Raw genomic sequence first — 14,165 nt, 5'->3', positions numbered from 1 at the left:
CGTCGGTTACCGATCAAACCTCTTTGCCGCAACCACACAGCAGCTCGGTGCAAGACACATCCGAACCAGACCCTACACGCCCCAGACGAACGGAAAGGCCGAACGCTTCATCAAAACCCTCCAGGAAGAATGGGCCTACGGCGTGCCGTACAAAAGCTCAGAGCAAAGGAACGCCGCATTGCAACGATGGCTCCATATCTACAATTGCCAAAGGCCACATGGCGGCATTAACTTCAAAACACCGATCAGCCGATTGATCCAAAATCAATGAACAACCTCATTGGAAACCACACCTAGGGTGTGGACCCATAAAATTGTACTTTCAGGCATCAATACGACAAAGAAGAGCAAGGAAAAGCCTGAAGAGCCATACTGGTGCATGGGGCAAAGACTTTGACGCGGCTCTTCGCAGCCGGATTGATGCCTGAAAGTACAATTATATGGGTCCACACCCTAGAGGGAGCCACATGGCAGGCGGAACAAAACGGCAGAAGGAGATGCGCAAGGTGCTGCGGGCGCTTCTGCCACGGGTGCCGATGAGCGATGCTGAAACGATCCTCACGATCGCCCTGGCCGGCCACCTGCGCCATCTGCCGCCCTCCATCGCGCTCTGGCAGGCGACGACCAGCCATGTACGGCATGAGCATACCGACTATGACACGCTTCTGGACGACGGCTACGACCGGGACGCTGCCCGTTTTTTTGTCGCCGGGGATATGAACGACCGCCTGCGCGGCTGGGGCTGCAACAGGGAAGTGCAGAGCGAGGATGGCCCGGCCGAATAGCCTTTCCTTCAGGGCCGCCGTGCGATCAGGTCAATTTCCACCAGCGCATCGACAGCCAGACCGGACACCCCCACGCATGTGCGGCCGGGCAGTTGGCCTTCGGGGAAAAACGCGCTGTAAGTCTCGTTCATCGTCTGATAGTCGCGTTTGAACTCGGTCAGATAAACCCTTACGAACGTTACGTTCTGCAGGCCAAGTTCAACCCCTGCCAGAACCAGCTCGAGATTTTCCATCACCCGAACCGTCTGCGCCGCGATCCCCTCTGGCAATGGCGCGTCCGGGGCGTCGGGATCGGTCGGCATCTGGCCGGTGACGAACACCCAGCCATCGGCTTCGACGGCATGGGAAAACGGTGCGACAGGCCGGGGGGCCCGGTCGACCATGTGGTGGATGGGAAGCATGGAAGTCTACTTCGGCAGGTCAAACATGCCGATCAGAGTACTCTCTCAGGTGCGGGGGTAAATCCATTGCTCGGGAATATGCGCCGTCACCGCCTGCCCAGCGGTGATACTGCCAGGTTTTTCGACAAATCCCACCAGTCCTCGCAATCCTGCGGCCTTTTGCGGAAACAGGAGATCCAGTCCCTCCCGTCCGGGATTGCGGGCGGCAATCGCCGCCCCGGCGAACCGGCAGGGTGTGTTGTCGCCATCGACGCGAATCACGGCGCCACCTTCGAAGACCAGGCGGGTGCGCGGCGGCATGCGGGTGAAATTGGCGATCCCGGAGACCAGAATGTTGCCGCCGATCCATTCTGCCTTGACGTCTTCAAGCTCCATGCGTTCCGCGATCAGACCAAGTTCCTCGACCGAAAGCAGGGAAACCTGTCTTTCGTTGCACATTTCCGTTCCACGCGGATACCAGGGCTCCCGGCCACCCGATTTCCTGGTGAACCCGGAGTGCCTGTCGCCCGGAATACCCTCGAGCGTCAGTTCCAGGGCATCGACGGCCTCGGTCTGGAAATCCTCCGGTGACGGTGTCCGGTATATACTCTCCACCCTGCCGGTCGCCTTGAATTTTGGCGCTACCTTGATGTCGTCAGGCCAGAGTGCGAGTTGGTCTGTCATACAGATCTCCTGTGCGTTTTCGGGTACGACTTTAAGCCGGAGAACCTGCCCAGACCAGCAAAACTCATTGATGTTTCGATCGGTTTCTTTGATCGATCGGGCGAACACGAGGCGTCGCCGCGAAGTCAGTCCACCGCTTGCCTGGAGCCCCTCAGCGCAACGCGTTGGCGACAGCGCTGTTCCACATGCCGTCCTGTCGCAAACCATCCAGGCTTTGCACGACCTTGCGGGCGTAATAGAGCATCGCGACCCAGTCGACCATGATCCCGGATCCTTCGGTCGCCGTCTCGGGCATGGCCGCCATCCAGTCTTCGATCAGCGCCGGGTCTGTCTGCTTTTCCCGTCCCTCGAGCACGGCTTCGAATTCGGCCCTCAGGCGATTGTCCATCCGGGTGACAATCGGCACGACCGCCGGATCCGGCTGCCGCTCTCCGGCCTCGCCGAGAACGGTTGCCCGCGCCTCGCGGTACAGCACGAGATAGTCGGCCAGAACAATGACCATGACATCAAGGCCGCTCGATGCATTCGAAAAGGACGACCAGGGCGCATGCTCCGTGCGGTAGGAGCCGGCTGCTGAAACCAGCCGGGAAGCCGTGTCGTTCAACCGGGCATAGGCGTTTCGCTCCTCCTCCTCGGACCGGCTCGGAGCCGTGAGGAATTGCACGCAGGAGGCCAGGTAGGAGGTGGTGAGGTCATGAACGCTTTGCCCGGTGCGCACGGGAAACAGCAGCCAGGCGACGGACAGACCGACCGCCGCTCCGATCATCGTGTCGTAAAGGCGGGCCCAGAACTCGATGAGCGGAAAATGCTCCAGTGTCTGCAGGCCGACCATGACCATGAAACTGATGAAGCCCGCCGCAATGGCGTAATTCCGGTCAACGAACACGATGACGGCCGGGATCGACAGGATCACGAGGGTGAGCCGAATATCCGGATATCCCGACAACAGAGGATCGACAGTCAGCGCAATCAGAACTCCCGCGGCCGTTCCGACCGTCCTTTGCACAGACTTGCGGATGGTCATGCCAAGACTGTTGGTCAGGATGATGATGATCGTGAGCGTGACCCAGTAGGCATGGTTCAGGTCGAAATAGGCCGCAACTCCGTAGCCGACAGATGCGGCGACCGCGGCTTGCAATGCAAGACGCCAGGAAAGCTTCCGCCAGAACCTCTCCGCCGTCTCGTCCGCAGCCCCGGGAGCGAGAGACGCAAGCGGCGCGCCTTTCGATGAAAGCAACGAGAGCCTGCGGAATGCCTGCGCGATTCTGATGACCTGAAACCGGTCGTCACGCGAAAGCGCATCGACATTCTGTGTCCAGTCCTCGTCGGGCGGCGTGGACCCGTTCCCCTCTGCAATGCGATCGCGGAGCCGAAACACCGTTTCGCGAAAACCGGATTTACGCGCAAGCCAGGTGCGGCCGTCTGGCGAGAGCTGCAATGCAGCATCCCGCACGACCTCGAGAGCCAGTTGCAGCATAACCGCGGCTTCCGGCGACAGGCCCGTGACGGCGGTCTTCCGGTCAAGCAAACCGGCGGAGAGCCGCAGTTCCGTTCTGAGCGTCGCCAGCTCCGCCGACGCCCCGCTCTTAGCCGTTGCGTGCGCGTCTTCCCCGAGGATTATCCCTTCGAGCTGCTCGGCGAGGGTCCTCCGGAACACATTCTCGATTCTCAGGTAGGTTCTTTCGGGCGAAGGCCGCCACAGGAGAATGCGGATACAAATCGCAACGGCTGTTCCCACGACCGCCATGACGGGCAGCCAAACGCCCGGGGCGTGAGACTCGCTGAAAAGAATCACAAGCAGCCAGGACATCGCAACGACACGGCCGCCGCGTTGCCAGAAACCTCCGAGCCCGTCCAGCGCGAAGCCGGCAGCAATCGCCAAGACCCAAAGGATCTGCAGCGCAATCGGCGCTAAACTTCCAGACAGGCTGACGGCCATGGCCCCGACTGCGGAAACGCCGGCAATGATCAGGCCCAGCCGGAGGATATCCGCCGCTTCCTGCTTGCGGGTCGAAACCGGGGTGAACAGAATGCAGAACGCAGCCGGAAACGCCGTCACGACAGCCAGCGTGAACGCCGGGACGGTAGTTACAAACTGGCCGAACCATTCCGCCAGGGCGACGGCGGCAAGAATGGTCAGCATCAGATCGACGCCGCGCACGAGGCGAATGGCGCCGGGGTCGAGACGCAACAGGCCGGTGGCAGCCCGTCGGGCTCGCTGCAACATCGCCATGATCGCTATCGCCCCTCTTGCATCGCGCCGGAAACCGTCAGGTCCCGTGCAAAGGATGGAGTTCAGGCCTCAAAAGCAGAAAAGGCAGCCCTTTGGACCGCCTTTCCCGAATGAGCCAGCGCCGTCCCGGACTATCGGGTCAGCGGCTTGTACTTGATCCGGCGCGGATCGGCGGCATGGGCGCCGAGACGACGGACCTTGTCCTTTTCGTAATCCTCGAAGTTGCCCTCGAACCATTCCACGTGGCTGTCGCCCTCGAAGGCGAGCATGTGGGTGGCAAGACGGTCGAGGAACATGCGGTCATGCGAGATGACCACAGCGCAGCCGGCGTAGTTTTCCAGCGCATCTTCGAGAGCAGCCAGGGTCTCGGTGTCGAGATCGTTGGTCGGCTCATCGAGGAGGAGAACGTTGGCGCCCTGTTTCAGGACCTTGGCCAGATGCACACGGTTGCGCTGACCGCCTGAAAGATCGCCGACCTTGGCCTGCTGGGCCGGACCCTTGAAGTTGAAGGACGAGCAATAGGCGCGCGAGTTGATCTCCTTGTCGTCGAGATAGATTATCTCGGCGCCGCCGGAAATTTCCTCCCAGACATTGTTGGACGGATTGAGGGCATCGCGCGACTGGTCGACATAGCCCATGTGGACGCTGTCGCCGACAATGACGTCTCCGCTGTCAGGTTTTTCCTGACCGGTGAGCATCTTGAAGAGGGTGGATTTACCGGCCCCGTTCGGACCGATGACGCCGACGATGCCGCCACGCGGCAGCTTGAAGGACAGATTGTCGATCAGCAGGCGGTCTTCAAAGCCCTTCGAGACATTCTTGACCTCGATGACGTTGGCGCCGAGACGCTCGCCCACCGGGATCAGGATCTGCTCGATGGACGGCATGCGCTCTTCCTGAGCGGACAGCAGGTCCTCGAAGGCCCGGATACGGGCTTTCGACTTGGTCTGACGGCCCTTCGGGCTCATGCCCATCCATTCACGCTCGCGGGAGATCGCACGGGAGCGCGCCATGTCCTCACGGCCTTCCTGCTCCATACGCTTGGTCTTCTTCTCCAGATAAGCGGAGTAGTTGCCCTCGTAGGGAATGCCCGAGCCACGGTCGAGCTCGAGAATCCAGCCGGTGACGTTGTCGAGGAAGTAGCGATCGTGGGTGATGATCAGGACAGAGCCCTTGAATTCCCGAAGATGCCGCTCCAGCCAGTGAACGGTTTCCGCGTCCAGGTGGTTGGTCGGCTCATCCAGCAGCAGCAGGTCCGGCTCCGACAGGAGCAACTGGCAGAGCGCGACACGGCGGCGCTCACCGCCTGAAAGATTGTCGACAGCGGCGTCGGCCGGCGGGCAGCGCAGGGCCTCCATCGCCATTTCCACCTGGCTTTCCAGGTTCCACAAATCCTGGGCATCGATCTCGTCCTGAAGCCGGGCGCCTTCGTCCGCGGTTTCGTCCGAGTAGTTCATCATCAGCTCGTTGTAGCGGTCGAGCTTGGCCTGCTTGTGAGCGACACCTTCCATGACGTTTTCCATCACGGTCTTGGTTTCGTCCAGCTTCGGCTCCTGCGGCAGATAGCCGACCTTGGCGCCTTCTGCGGCCCAGGCCTCGCCGGTATACTCCTTGTCGAGACCGGCCATGATCTTCAGAAGCGTCGACTTACCCGCCCCGTTCGGGCCCAGGATGCCGATCTTGGCGTCCGGGTAGAAACTGAGGTGAATGTTGTCGAGGACCTTCTTGTTGTTATAGGCCTTGGAGAGGCCGTGCATGTGATAGATGAACTGGCGCGCCATGGGGCTCCGCTTCTCCACTTGAAAAAACTATCGGGATTCTCTGGATTGCTGCGGGGTCTTTTAGGGGAAATGACCGTCCGGGGCAATGGGGGAAGACGGATTAGAAAGCGCCCCGGTTCGAGAAATCCCCAGTGCGGGCCTGGGTCCGGAAACCGGTGCGCCAGCTTGAACCCGGCGAATGCCTGTTTCAAGACACCCCGCCAACATTACAAAATATGTTGGTTTCAGCGTCGGCGTCCGGCATCCCGTCGCCTGTCCGGCTAGACACTGAAACGCAATATGCCGCTGCGTATTCCCGCCCGGACCTGAAACAACCGTACCCCAGTAGAGCAATTGGGCCTTTTTTCCCGGTGCGGTTGCCCTTAAACTTGTCGAACACTTTCTTTCCAAATCCCCATTCCACCGGATCCACCATGACACCCGTTGAAATTCTGATGCCCCGCCCGATGCCCCCGCTTGTGCAGCAAAAGCTGGACGCGGAGTTCGTTGTTCACAAGCTGTTCAAGGCCGATGACCCGGACGCGCTGCTGAAGGAGGTCGGCGAAAAGATCCGCGGTGTGGCAGCAATGGGCGGCAAGATGGATGCGGCGTTTCTTGCCAATCTTCCGAACGCGGAAATCATCTCCAGCTTCGGAGTCGGCTACGATCACATCAACACCGGCGACTGCCTCGCCGCCAAGGTGATGGTCACCCATACTCCGGACGTGCTGACCAGCGAAGTCGCCGATACGGCGCTCGGCCTGCTGCTGATGACGGTTAGGGAACTTGGCCAGGCCGAAACCTGGCTGCGCGACGGCAAGTGGGCCAGCGAAGGCGCCTACCCGCTGAGCCAGGCAACGCTTCAGGGCCGGAAGCTCGGGATTTTCGGGCTTGGACGCATCGGCAAGGCGATTGCCAGACGCGCGGAGGCGTTCGATCTCGAGGTACATTATTACGGCCGCAACCGGCAGGAAGATGTGAACTATCCCTATCACCCCACCCTGAAAGAACTGGCGGCCGCCTGCGACACGCTGATGGTGGTGGCGCCCGGCGGTGCGGCAACGAACCATGCCGTCAACGCCGAGGTGCTTGAGGCTCTGGGGCCTGAAGGCATATTGATCAATATCGGCCGGGGCACCGTGGTCGACGAGGAAGCGCTGATCGCTGCGCTTGAAAAGGGTACGATCCATGGCGCTGGGCTGGATGTCTTCGAGGACGAACCCAACGTGCCGGAAAAACTGATGCAGCTTCCCCGGGTCACGTTGCTGCCCCACGTCGGCTCCGCCTCTCAGGCGACCCGCAACGCCATGGGCCAACTGGTGGTCGACAACCTGAAAAGCTGGTTCGAGACCGGCAAGGCGGTGACGCCGGTTCCGGAAATGGGCTGACCCGCGTCAGGCCTGGAAAACGTTCCGATGAGCGGACCGGATCTGCCTTGAGGAAGGCGCCCCCTTGCCGGGGCGCTTCATCCGTGTTTTTTCACCGGACACCAGAACGGTGTGAAAGTGCTGCCCATGTTCGCGCTGACCGTCATCATGAGCAGCATATCGGCAAAGGCGAAATCCACCGGAGATATCGGGCAGGCCGGACTTGTGGCCAGGCATCCGCCGTCGATGAAGGCATCATGTTCCTCGACAAATCCCGGCGTCAGGGATTTCCCGTCGATGCTTTCAAGCGCATAACGGACCATCTCGCGGTAGTAGTCACAGTTTCGCGCCCGCCGCGCGTCCCGCGTTTCCAATGCATCCGAGGCGGATATGGCGCCTCCCAGGATAATGGCACCCAGGACCAGGATCCGGGCCGGTTTGCAATCAGACAAGAAACTCTCCTTCGGCATGAAATACTGACAGGCTCGGGAAAGCCTCCGGGCGGGTTACAGAACCCGCCCGGGAAAGCTGTTCAATCGACAAGACTGCCGGCAAGCGCTGCGCCGATTTCAGCGATGGCGCTGTTGCGCGCCTCTAAGGAAGCGGTCGTTCCGGTGATGTAAACCGCGATTACCACGGGCTTGCGCCCTTCCGGCCAGATCACCGCGATGTTGTTGCGCGATCCGTTCGCGCCGGCGCCGGTCTTGTCGGCGATCCGCCAGCCGTCCGGGAGCCCGGCACGCAAGGTGGCATCCCCGACCTTGTTGCCCATCAACCAACCGGTGAGCGCGCGCCGGGCGTCATCGGGCAATGTCTTTTCAAGCACGAGTTTTTCAAGCGTTTCGGCCGCCGCGTTCGGACTTGTCGTATCTCTGTCATCGCCAGGAATGCCGGTGTTGGAGTCCGGTTCCATTCGGTCCACCCGGGTGACCGCGTCTCCGATGCCGCGCAGATAATCTGTCACGGCCTGTGGCCCGCCGATCTCCTTCAGCACGAAGTTCGCTGCCGTGTTGTCGCTGATCGTCACCGTGATCTCGCACAGGTCTCGGATGGTGAACGCGTTCCCGTCGATGTGTTTTTCCGTCACCGGCGAATAGGAGACGATGTCGCTCCGGCGGATCGTCACACTGCGGTCTGGATCCGCGACCCCTCGCGCTCCGGCATCCAGAAGCGCGGCACACAGGAAGGCCTTGAAGGTGCTGTTGGAGGGAAACCGCTCGTCCCCCCTGTACGACCAGCGGGTCCCGCTCTGCGTATCGATCACCGCAACGCCGACCCTGGCCGGCAGACGAGCGGCAATATCGTCTACGGCACTTGCCAGCGGTGCGGGATCGAAATCGGCGGCGGCGGTAGTGACCCACCCGGGGGCAACCGTGAAAAAGGCAAGCGCAAGGCTCAACGCACTGCGGCGCTTCCGGTTCATCATCTGAAAACCTCTTGTTGTCTGTTGCATTCACCCTGCCGCCCGCGTCAGCCAATGCGGTGCGTACGGCTCAAGGTTTTCCGACCTTGCCGTTGCCACAGTCATTACGCAAATGACCATTAATACGATCAGACATGAGAAAAATATGGCCTTCCGGAGACAATCATGGACGTATCGAAATTGCCGCTGAACGCGCTGCGGGCTTTTGAGGCTTCCGCGCGGCTCAGCAGCTTCACCCGCGCGGGGCTGGAGCTGCGCGTCTCCCAGACGGCGATCAGCCATCAGGTGAAGGCGCTGGAAGACGTGCTGCAGGTCTCACTGTTCGAGCGCCTGCCGCGCGGCGTTGTGCTGACTGACGAGGGGCATGCGCTGCTGCCGGTTCTCACCGACGCCTTCCGGCGGATGAGCGCGGCGCTCAGCCGCTTCGAGGACGGTAATTTCCGCGAAGTGCTGACAGTCGGCGTGGTCGGTTCGTTCGCCACCGGCTGGCTGCTGCCGCGCCTGCAGCAGTTTGCCGAGGCCCATCCGCATATCGACCTTCGCCTGAAGACCAACAACAACCGCGCGGACATGCTCGTCGACGGGCTGGACTGTTTCATTCGCTTCGGCGATGGCGCCTGGCACGCGACCAATGCGGAGAAACTCATGGATGCCCCGCTTGCTCCGCTTTGTGCACCGGAGACCGCAGCGCGCCTCACGCGCCCGGTGGACCTGTTGCACGAACCCCTGCTGAGATCCTACCGAATGGATGAATGGGCCATGTGGTTTCAGACTGCCGGGCTGCCGCCGCCCCGAACCCGCGGCTGGATGTTCGACAGTTCGCTGGCGATGGTCGAGGCTGCTGCCCAGGGTTCAGGCGTGGCTCTCGCCCCGGTCTCGATGTTCTCCCGTCACATCGGATCCGGAGAGATCGTGCAGCCTTTCGGGACCACGACCCGCACCGGCAGCTACTGGCTCACCTGGCTGAAATCACGGGAGGAAACCGGCGCCATGCAGAAGTTCCGCCGGTGGCTGACTGCGGCCGCGGCAGATTCGATGGAGACCTGACGCAGGCGGCTGAGATAAAAGCCCCGATTTCGACAGGGGCCGGTCAAGGCTCTCCGGTGTCAAGCTTGTGACCGACAACCATCTCACGCTTGCCTGCGAAGCCGCTGGTTTTTTCAATCGTAAAACCGGCTGCCTGAAGATTGCGGCGGACCCAACCGGCGGCGGTATAGGTCGCCAGCGTCCCGCCGGGCGCGGTCAGATCTGCTGCGGTCTTCAGAAGATCCTCGTGCCAGAGATCCGGGTTCTTCGCGGGGCTGAACCCGTCAAGATACCAGGCGTCGACGGGTGCGATGCTCCCCTCCTCCGCTCCTCTTTCTGATCCCTGCAGACGGACCTCCGGTATCAATTCTCGCGCATCGCCAATCCCGATCAGCAGCCGTGCACCGGCAACATTCAACCGGTTCCAGCCGGGTTCCGGCTGCCAGACGGCAATGAGGTCCTGCGCCAGCTCTGACAATTCCGGAAAAGCGCCGAGAGCCCGGCGGAGCTGATCGGCCGTCATGGGATAAAGCTCAAAGGACAGGAAGGTGAGCGCGGGCGCATCGCTCATGGTTCGCAAGGCGGCGAGCGTTGTCAGGAAATTGAGCCCGGTGCCGAAACCCAATTCAGCAATCGTGAAGGTGTCCCGGCCATGCAGGCGCTCGGGCAAACCGTTGCCTTTCAGGAACACGTGACGGGTTTCCTCCTGCCCGCCGGCCCTGGAAAAATAGGTATCGTCGAAGCCATGCGCCCTGGGCACATCGCCATCGAGCCAATCCAGATCTGGAGCCTTGGTGGTCATCGTTCCTGTTTCTGCCGGTTTTCGATAAAAGGGCAAAGCGAAAGCCTTTGCCTTGACCGCCCTGCTCTCATAAGAGAGCCAATCTGAACAATCAATCTACAAGGAGCCGCCGGACATGGCGCAGACCTCCGACGGACCGTTCGACGTTGCCATAGCCGGGGCGGGTATTTTCGGCCTGTCCATGGCCCATGCAGCGATCAGGGCCGGTCTCAGGGTGGCCGTCCTGGAAGCCGACCGTGTTGGGGCCGGGTCGAGCGGCGGGCTGCTCGGCGCGCTGATGCCGCATATGCCGGCGCGCTGGAACCCGAAGAAGGAGTTTCAGTTCCAGGCGCTTTCGAGCCTTGAGGCGCATATCGGGCAACTGGAAGCGGAGACCGGCCTTGTCTGCGGCTACCGCCGTTGCGGCCGCATTCTGCCGCTGACCACCCGGGACAAGCTCGAGCATCATCTGGAGCGTGCCGAAGAGAGCATATTGCGCTGGCATCCCGACGAGACAGGTTTCTCCTATCAGGTGGAAGGGGCTGGAAGCCGTTCGGACTGGCTGGCACCGGAGGCGGCCCCTTTCGGCATCGTCTACGAGAGCCTGGCGGCCCGCATTTCCCCGCGCGCATACCTTGCCGCCCTCAGCACCTATGTCCGCCGGCACGGCACCTTGATCGAAGGGGTGGAAGTGACCGGATTCGACGAAGCAGCCAGCCAGGTTCTGCTGTCAGGTGGCGCAGAACCTGTCGCGGCCGGAGGCCTCGTCATCAGTGGTGGATTTCAGGCGTTCGATATGATCGAGACACTGACCGGAGAGAGGATCGGGCGCGGTGAGAAGGGCCAGGCGCTGCTACTGGAAGGCGCGGATCTTGCCGGCAGACCGGCGATCTACTGTGACGGGCTTTATGTGGTGCCCCATGACGACGGCTCTGTTGCAATCGGCAGCACGTCTGACCGGGAGTTCACGGACAACACTGCCTCACCCGAGCGCTCCGCCGAGTTGATACAGCGTGCGACGGCCTTCTGCCCGCAACTGGCCGGGCGCGCGGTGATTTCCCAATGGGCCGGAATCCGCCCGCGCTGTCACAAGCGCGACCCGCTGATCGGCCGTCTGCCGGGGTTCAACGCCATCTACGCGGCAACCGGCGGGTTCAAGATTTCCTTCGGCATCGCCCATCTGGTCGCCGAGTGTCTGGTCGCGGAAATAACTGGCCGGGAGCCGGCCCGCCCGCTTCCGGAAACTTTCCGGCCGGACAACCATTTCGGCACTGCTCGCCTTGAAGCGGACAGATAGGCCCGGTCAGGGTTCGACAGAATTCAGTGCAGAAAAAAGCGGGACGCGCGATCAGGTGACCGGGCAGCGTCAGAGCGCGGAAGCCAGTGCATAAAGGGCGTAAATGCTCAACGATATGGATCCCCAGAAGAGGATATTTTTCGCCAACATCAATGGAAAATGCACCGTTTCATCCTGATGACCCGTCTGCTTGGACCGCTTGTCCTCATGCAGATCGGACTGGCAGACTTGACTAGCGGCTGTCACGGCCCTTGCCATTATAAAGTTCCTTTAAATGACAATAACGCGGATATACAGGAAAGGCTCCAAATCCGACTATCATAGCATTTAAGATGCAAGAGTTAACACCTGCTTAAGATCGCTAGGGCGTAAGCTCAATTCACATCATGCCGAATATTGATAATATGCACAAGTGATTCAGGTTTCTTTGGCTGCCAAGGCACGGCAGTTTTCCCAGATTTCCTATCGAGACACCCCGAAAGGCAGGCCAGCATGAGCCTTGAAAGCGTCCGCGAACATCTTGCCAGCGCAGCCCCCGAGCTTAAAGTGATTGTGACCGGTGACAGCAGCGCCACCGTCGATCTGGCCGCGAAAGCACACGGCGTTCTGCCCGGCCAGATCGCCAAGACACTGTCGCTTCAGCTCAAGGAGCTGATCTTTCTGCTGGTTACGGCAGGAGACGCACGGCTGGACAACAAGAAGGCGAAAGCGGCCTTCGGCGGAAAGGTGAAAATGCTCGCACTGGAAGAGGTCGAAGCCCTGACGGGCCATCCCGTCGGTGGTGTCTGTCCGTTCGGGCTCGCCCGGCCGCTGCCAATCTACTGCGACGTCTCCCTGAAGGACTACGACATTGTCATACCCGCGGCCGGGCCACCAATGCCGCCGTGAGGGTCGCACCGGAACGCATGGCGGAGATCACGGCGTGTGAATGGGTGGATGTTTGCCAGCCACCGCCCGGGAGTACCTGAGCCACACTTTCAGGAAGTGTCCGGGTGTTCAGGACCGGTAGTAGTCCCGGTACCATTCGACAAACCGGGCAACCCCCTCCCGCACAGGAGTGCGGGGCCGGTATCCGGTCAGGCTCTGCAACAGGTCGGCGTTTGCCCAGGTCGCCGGAACGTCACCGGCCTGCATCGGCATCAGGTTGCGTTCCGCCTTCCGCCCCGTCGCCGCCTCGATCGCCTCGATATAATCGGTCAGTTGAACGGATGTGGAATTGCCGATATTGACCACGCGCCAGGGCGCGACCGGAGACAGGCTGTCGCCTTCGGGCACGTCCTCGTCGTCGGCAGGGCGCACGGGAACCGCGTCCATCAACAGGCGAATGCCCTCGACCAGATCCTCCACATAGGTAAAGTCCCGACGCATATCGCCGTAATTGTAGACGTCAATGGGCCGGCCCTCGAGGATTGCCTTGGTAAACTTGAACAGCGCCATGTCCGGGCGGCCCCACGGGCCGTAAACAGTGAAGAAGCGGAACATGGTGACCGGCAGACCGTAGAGATGGGCATAGGAATGCGCCATGTTCTCGGTCGCCTTCTTGGTCGCCGCGTAGAATGACATCTGATGGTCAGCCTTGTCCGTCTCCGTGTAAGGCATTTCGGTGTTGGCGCCATAGGCCGATGAAGTCGAGGCCAGAAGCATGTGCTCGGGCGGAAACGCCCGGGCAGCCTCCAGCAGCTCGAACGTGCCGCAAATATTGCTTTCCAGATAGGAACGCGGCGCCTCGATGGAGTAGCGCACACCGGCCTGGGCGGCCAGATGGATGACGAAGTCGGGTTTTTCGGCACTGAACAGCGACATGAGCAGATCGGCTGTCTCGACCCGGTCGTTCACGGCCCTGAAATGCTCGTGCTGCAGCAGCATCTGCTGGCGGCGTTCCTTCAGACGGACGTCGTAATAGTCCGTCATCGCATCGAGGCCGATCACCCGGAAGCCGTCCTCAAGCAGGCGCGTGCAGAGAAAATAGCCGATAAATCCCGCCGACCCGGTCACCAAAACGGTTTTCATTCGCTGCACGAGGCCCTTCCACCAGTTATCGAATTCTGCAAGCGGTCTTAAAAGGCTTCGCATGCGCGGGCAACGGCTAAGACAAAATTGTTTCCCCGTCCGCGATCTCCTCTGCTTTCCACGCGATCCGTGGCCGACCCGCAGAGCTGCGGTCCGACCAGAACGCGGCATGACAGGGGCTCGGCCTCTGTCTCGCAATCATCCAGACCTACGTCCAGCAACAGGGACTACGCACCGTGCCGCCTGGCAGGGCCTCATCTCATCTTATCGGGCGGCCGCCGGAGACACCCAACCAGTTCGCTGCAAACGAGTGCCCCCGGCTCAGCGTTACGCCTGGCCGGGTGTCCTTCATGGGGAGGCGCCTGCAAACCTGACCGGAACGACCAATCGCAAGACAGGTTTCCTGCCGGCGTTCGAGG

At 61.2% G+C, this 14,165-nt stretch carries 13 protein-coding genes and 1 pseudogene; 6 read left to right on the top strand and 8 right to left on the bottom strand.

Going from position 1 to position 14,165, the window contains the following annotated elements; all coding sequences use genetic code 11:
• Both OA90_RS28055 and OA90_RS15545 read left to right on the top strand, forming a co-directional pair.
• A partial coding sequence (locus tag OA90_RS28055) for an integrase core domain-containing protein (protein ID WP_156510520.1) occupies positions 1 to 271 on the top strand: 271 nt, incomplete at its 5' end.
• Positions 272 to 467: 196 nt separating this feature from the next.
• Positions 468 to 785, top strand: coding sequence for a DUF2293 domain-containing protein (locus tag OA90_RS15545; protein ID WP_068413608.1), 318 nt, complete (start codon positions 468 to 470; stop codon positions 783 to 785).
• Positions 786 to 793: 8 nt separating this feature from the next.
• Here the strand turns inward: OA90_RS15545 and OA90_RS15540 are convergent, their stop codons facing one another.
• From OA90_RS15540 to ettA, 4 genes are all read right to left on the bottom strand, one after another.
• Positions 794 to 1,186, bottom strand: a complete 393-nt coding sequence (locus OA90_RS15540; protein WP_068413605.1) for a RidA family protein — start codon at positions 1,184 to 1,186, stop codon at positions 794 to 796.
• A gap of 45 nt (positions 1,187 to 1,231) precedes the next feature.
• On the bottom strand, positions 1,232 to 1,849 hold the full coding sequence (locus tag OA90_RS15535; protein WP_068413602.1) for an MOSC domain-containing protein: 618 nt from the start codon (positions 1,847 to 1,849) through the stop codon (positions 1,232 to 1,234).
• A gap of 151 nt (positions 1,850 to 2,000) precedes the next feature.
• Complete coding sequence (locus OA90_RS15530; protein ID WP_068413599.1) at positions 2,001 to 4,082, bottom strand: FUSC family protein; 2,082 nt, start codon at positions 4,080 to 4,082, stop codon at positions 2,001 to 2,003.
• 131 nt (positions 4,083 to 4,213) lie between these two features.
• Positions 4,214 to 5,863, bottom strand: coding sequence for an energy-dependent translational throttle protein EttA (ettA, locus tag OA90_RS15525; RefSeq protein WP_068413596.1), 1,650 nt, complete (start codon positions 5,861 to 5,863; stop codon positions 4,214 to 4,216).
• A gap of 413 nt (positions 5,864 to 6,276) precedes the next feature.
• Here ettA and OA90_RS15515 point away from each other — a divergent pair, with 413 nt between their 5' ends.
• Positions 6,277 to 7,230, top strand: coding sequence for a 2-hydroxyacid dehydrogenase (locus OA90_RS15515; protein WP_068413591.1), 954 nt, complete (start codon positions 6,277 to 6,279; stop codon positions 7,228 to 7,230).
• 77 nt (positions 7,231 to 7,307) lie between these two features.
• Here OA90_RS15515 and OA90_RS15510 read toward each other — a convergent pair whose 3' ends face one another.
• Both OA90_RS15510 and bla read right to left on the bottom strand, forming a co-directional pair.
• Positions 7,308 to 7,661 (bottom strand): hypothetical protein, encoded by a 354-nt coding sequence (locus OA90_RS15510; RefSeq protein ID WP_156510519.1) that lies wholly within the window; start codon positions 7,659 to 7,661, stop codon positions 7,308 to 7,310.
• Positions 7,662 to 7,741: 80 nt separating this feature from the next.
• Positions 7,742 to 8,635, bottom strand: a complete 894-nt coding sequence (bla, locus tag OA90_RS15505) for a class A beta-lactamase (protein WP_082837072.1) — start codon at positions 8,633 to 8,635, stop codon at positions 7,742 to 7,744.
• 162 nt (positions 8,636 to 8,797) lie between these two features.
• Between bla and OA90_RS15500 the strand changes: the two genes are divergently transcribed.
• Positions 8,798 to 9,679: a LysR family transcriptional regulator gene (locus tag OA90_RS15500; protein ID WP_068413584.1), complete on the top strand. Its 882-nt coding sequence runs from the start codon at positions 8,798 to 8,800 to the stop codon at positions 9,677 to 9,679.
• 43 nt (positions 9,680 to 9,722) lie between these two features.
• Here the strand turns inward: OA90_RS15500 and mnmD are convergent, their stop codons facing one another.
• Positions 9,723 to 10,460 (bottom strand): tRNA (5-methylaminomethyl-2-thiouridine)(34)-methyltransferase MnmD, encoded by a 738-nt coding sequence (gene mnmD, locus OA90_RS15495; protein WP_068413581.1) that lies wholly within the window; start codon positions 10,458 to 10,460, stop codon positions 9,723 to 9,725.
• Positions 10,461 to 10,575: 115 nt separating this feature from the next.
• On the opposite strand from mnmD, the gene OA90_RS15490 reads away from it, so the two are divergent.
• Both OA90_RS15490 and OA90_RS15480 read left to right on the top strand, forming a co-directional pair.
• Complete coding sequence (locus OA90_RS15490) at positions 10,576 to 11,736, top strand: FAD-dependent oxidoreductase (protein WP_068413577.1); 1,161 nt, start codon at positions 10,576 to 10,578, stop codon at positions 11,734 to 11,736.
• Between the two features lie 492 nt (positions 11,737 to 12,228).
• Positions 12,229 to 12,704: pseudogene (locus tag OA90_RS15480) on the top strand (YbaK/EbsC family protein).
• Between the two features lie 28 nt (positions 12,705 to 12,732).
• On the opposite strand, the gene OA90_RS15475 reads toward OA90_RS15480, so the two are convergent.
• Entirely contained in the window at positions 12,733 to 13,746 is a 1,014-nt protein-coding gene (locus OA90_RS15475) for an NAD-dependent epimerase/dehydratase family protein (RefSeq protein ID WP_068413570.1), read from the bottom strand.
• Between the last annotated feature and the right edge of the window lie 419 nt (positions 13,747 to 14,165).

Origin of the sequence: Labrenzia sp. OB1 (assembly GCF_001624695.1) — a bacterium.
Taxonomy (GTDB): domain Bacteria; phylum Pseudomonadota; class Alphaproteobacteria; order Rhizobiales; family Stappiaceae; genus Roseibium.
The sequence above is the reverse complement of the archived record's forward strand: the minus strand, read 5'-3'. Positions and strand labels throughout refer to the sequence as shown.

Bases quoted from the DNA above. Each gene is read 5' to 3' on its own strand.
- OA90_RS15545 (WP_068413608.1), top strand. From the start codon at position 468: ATGGCAGGCGGAACAAAACGGCAGAAGGAGATGCGCAAGGTGCTGCGG.
- OA90_RS15540 (WP_068413605.1), bottom strand. From the start codon at position 1,186: ATGCTTCCCATCCACCACATGGTCGACCGGGCCCCCCGGCCTGTCGCA.
- OA90_RS15535 (WP_068413602.1), bottom strand. From the start codon at position 1,849: ATGACAGACCAACTCGCACTCTGGCCTGACGACATCAAGGTAGCGCCA.
- OA90_RS15530 (WP_068413599.1), bottom strand. From the start codon at position 4,082: ATGGCGATGTTGCAGCGAGCCCGACGGGCTGCCACCGGCCTGTTGCGT.
- ettA (WP_068413596.1), bottom strand. From the start codon at position 5,863: ATGGCGCGCCAGTTCATCTATCACATGCACGGCCTCTCCAAGGCCTAT.
- OA90_RS15515 (WP_068413591.1), top strand. From the start codon at position 6,277: ATGACACCCGTTGAAATTCTGATGCCCCGCCCGATGCCCCCGCTTGTG.
- bla (WP_082837072.1), bottom strand. From the start codon at position 8,635: ATGATGAACCGGAAGCGCCGCAGTGCGTTGAGCCTTGCGCTTGCCTTT.
- OA90_RS15500 (WP_068413584.1), top strand. From the start codon at position 8,798: ATGGACGTATCGAAATTGCCGCTGAACGCGCTGCGGGCTTTTGAGGCT.
- mnmD (WP_068413581.1), bottom strand. From the start codon at position 10,460: ATGACCACCAAGGCTCCAGATCTGGATTGGCTCGATGGCGATGTGCCC.
- OA90_RS15490 (WP_068413577.1), top strand. From the start codon at position 10,576: ATGGCGCAGACCTCCGACGGACCGTTCGACGTTGCCATAGCCGGGGCG.
- OA90_RS15475 (WP_068413570.1), bottom strand. From the start codon at position 13,746: ATGAAAACCGTTTTGGTGACCGGGTCGGCGGGATTTATCGGCTATTTT.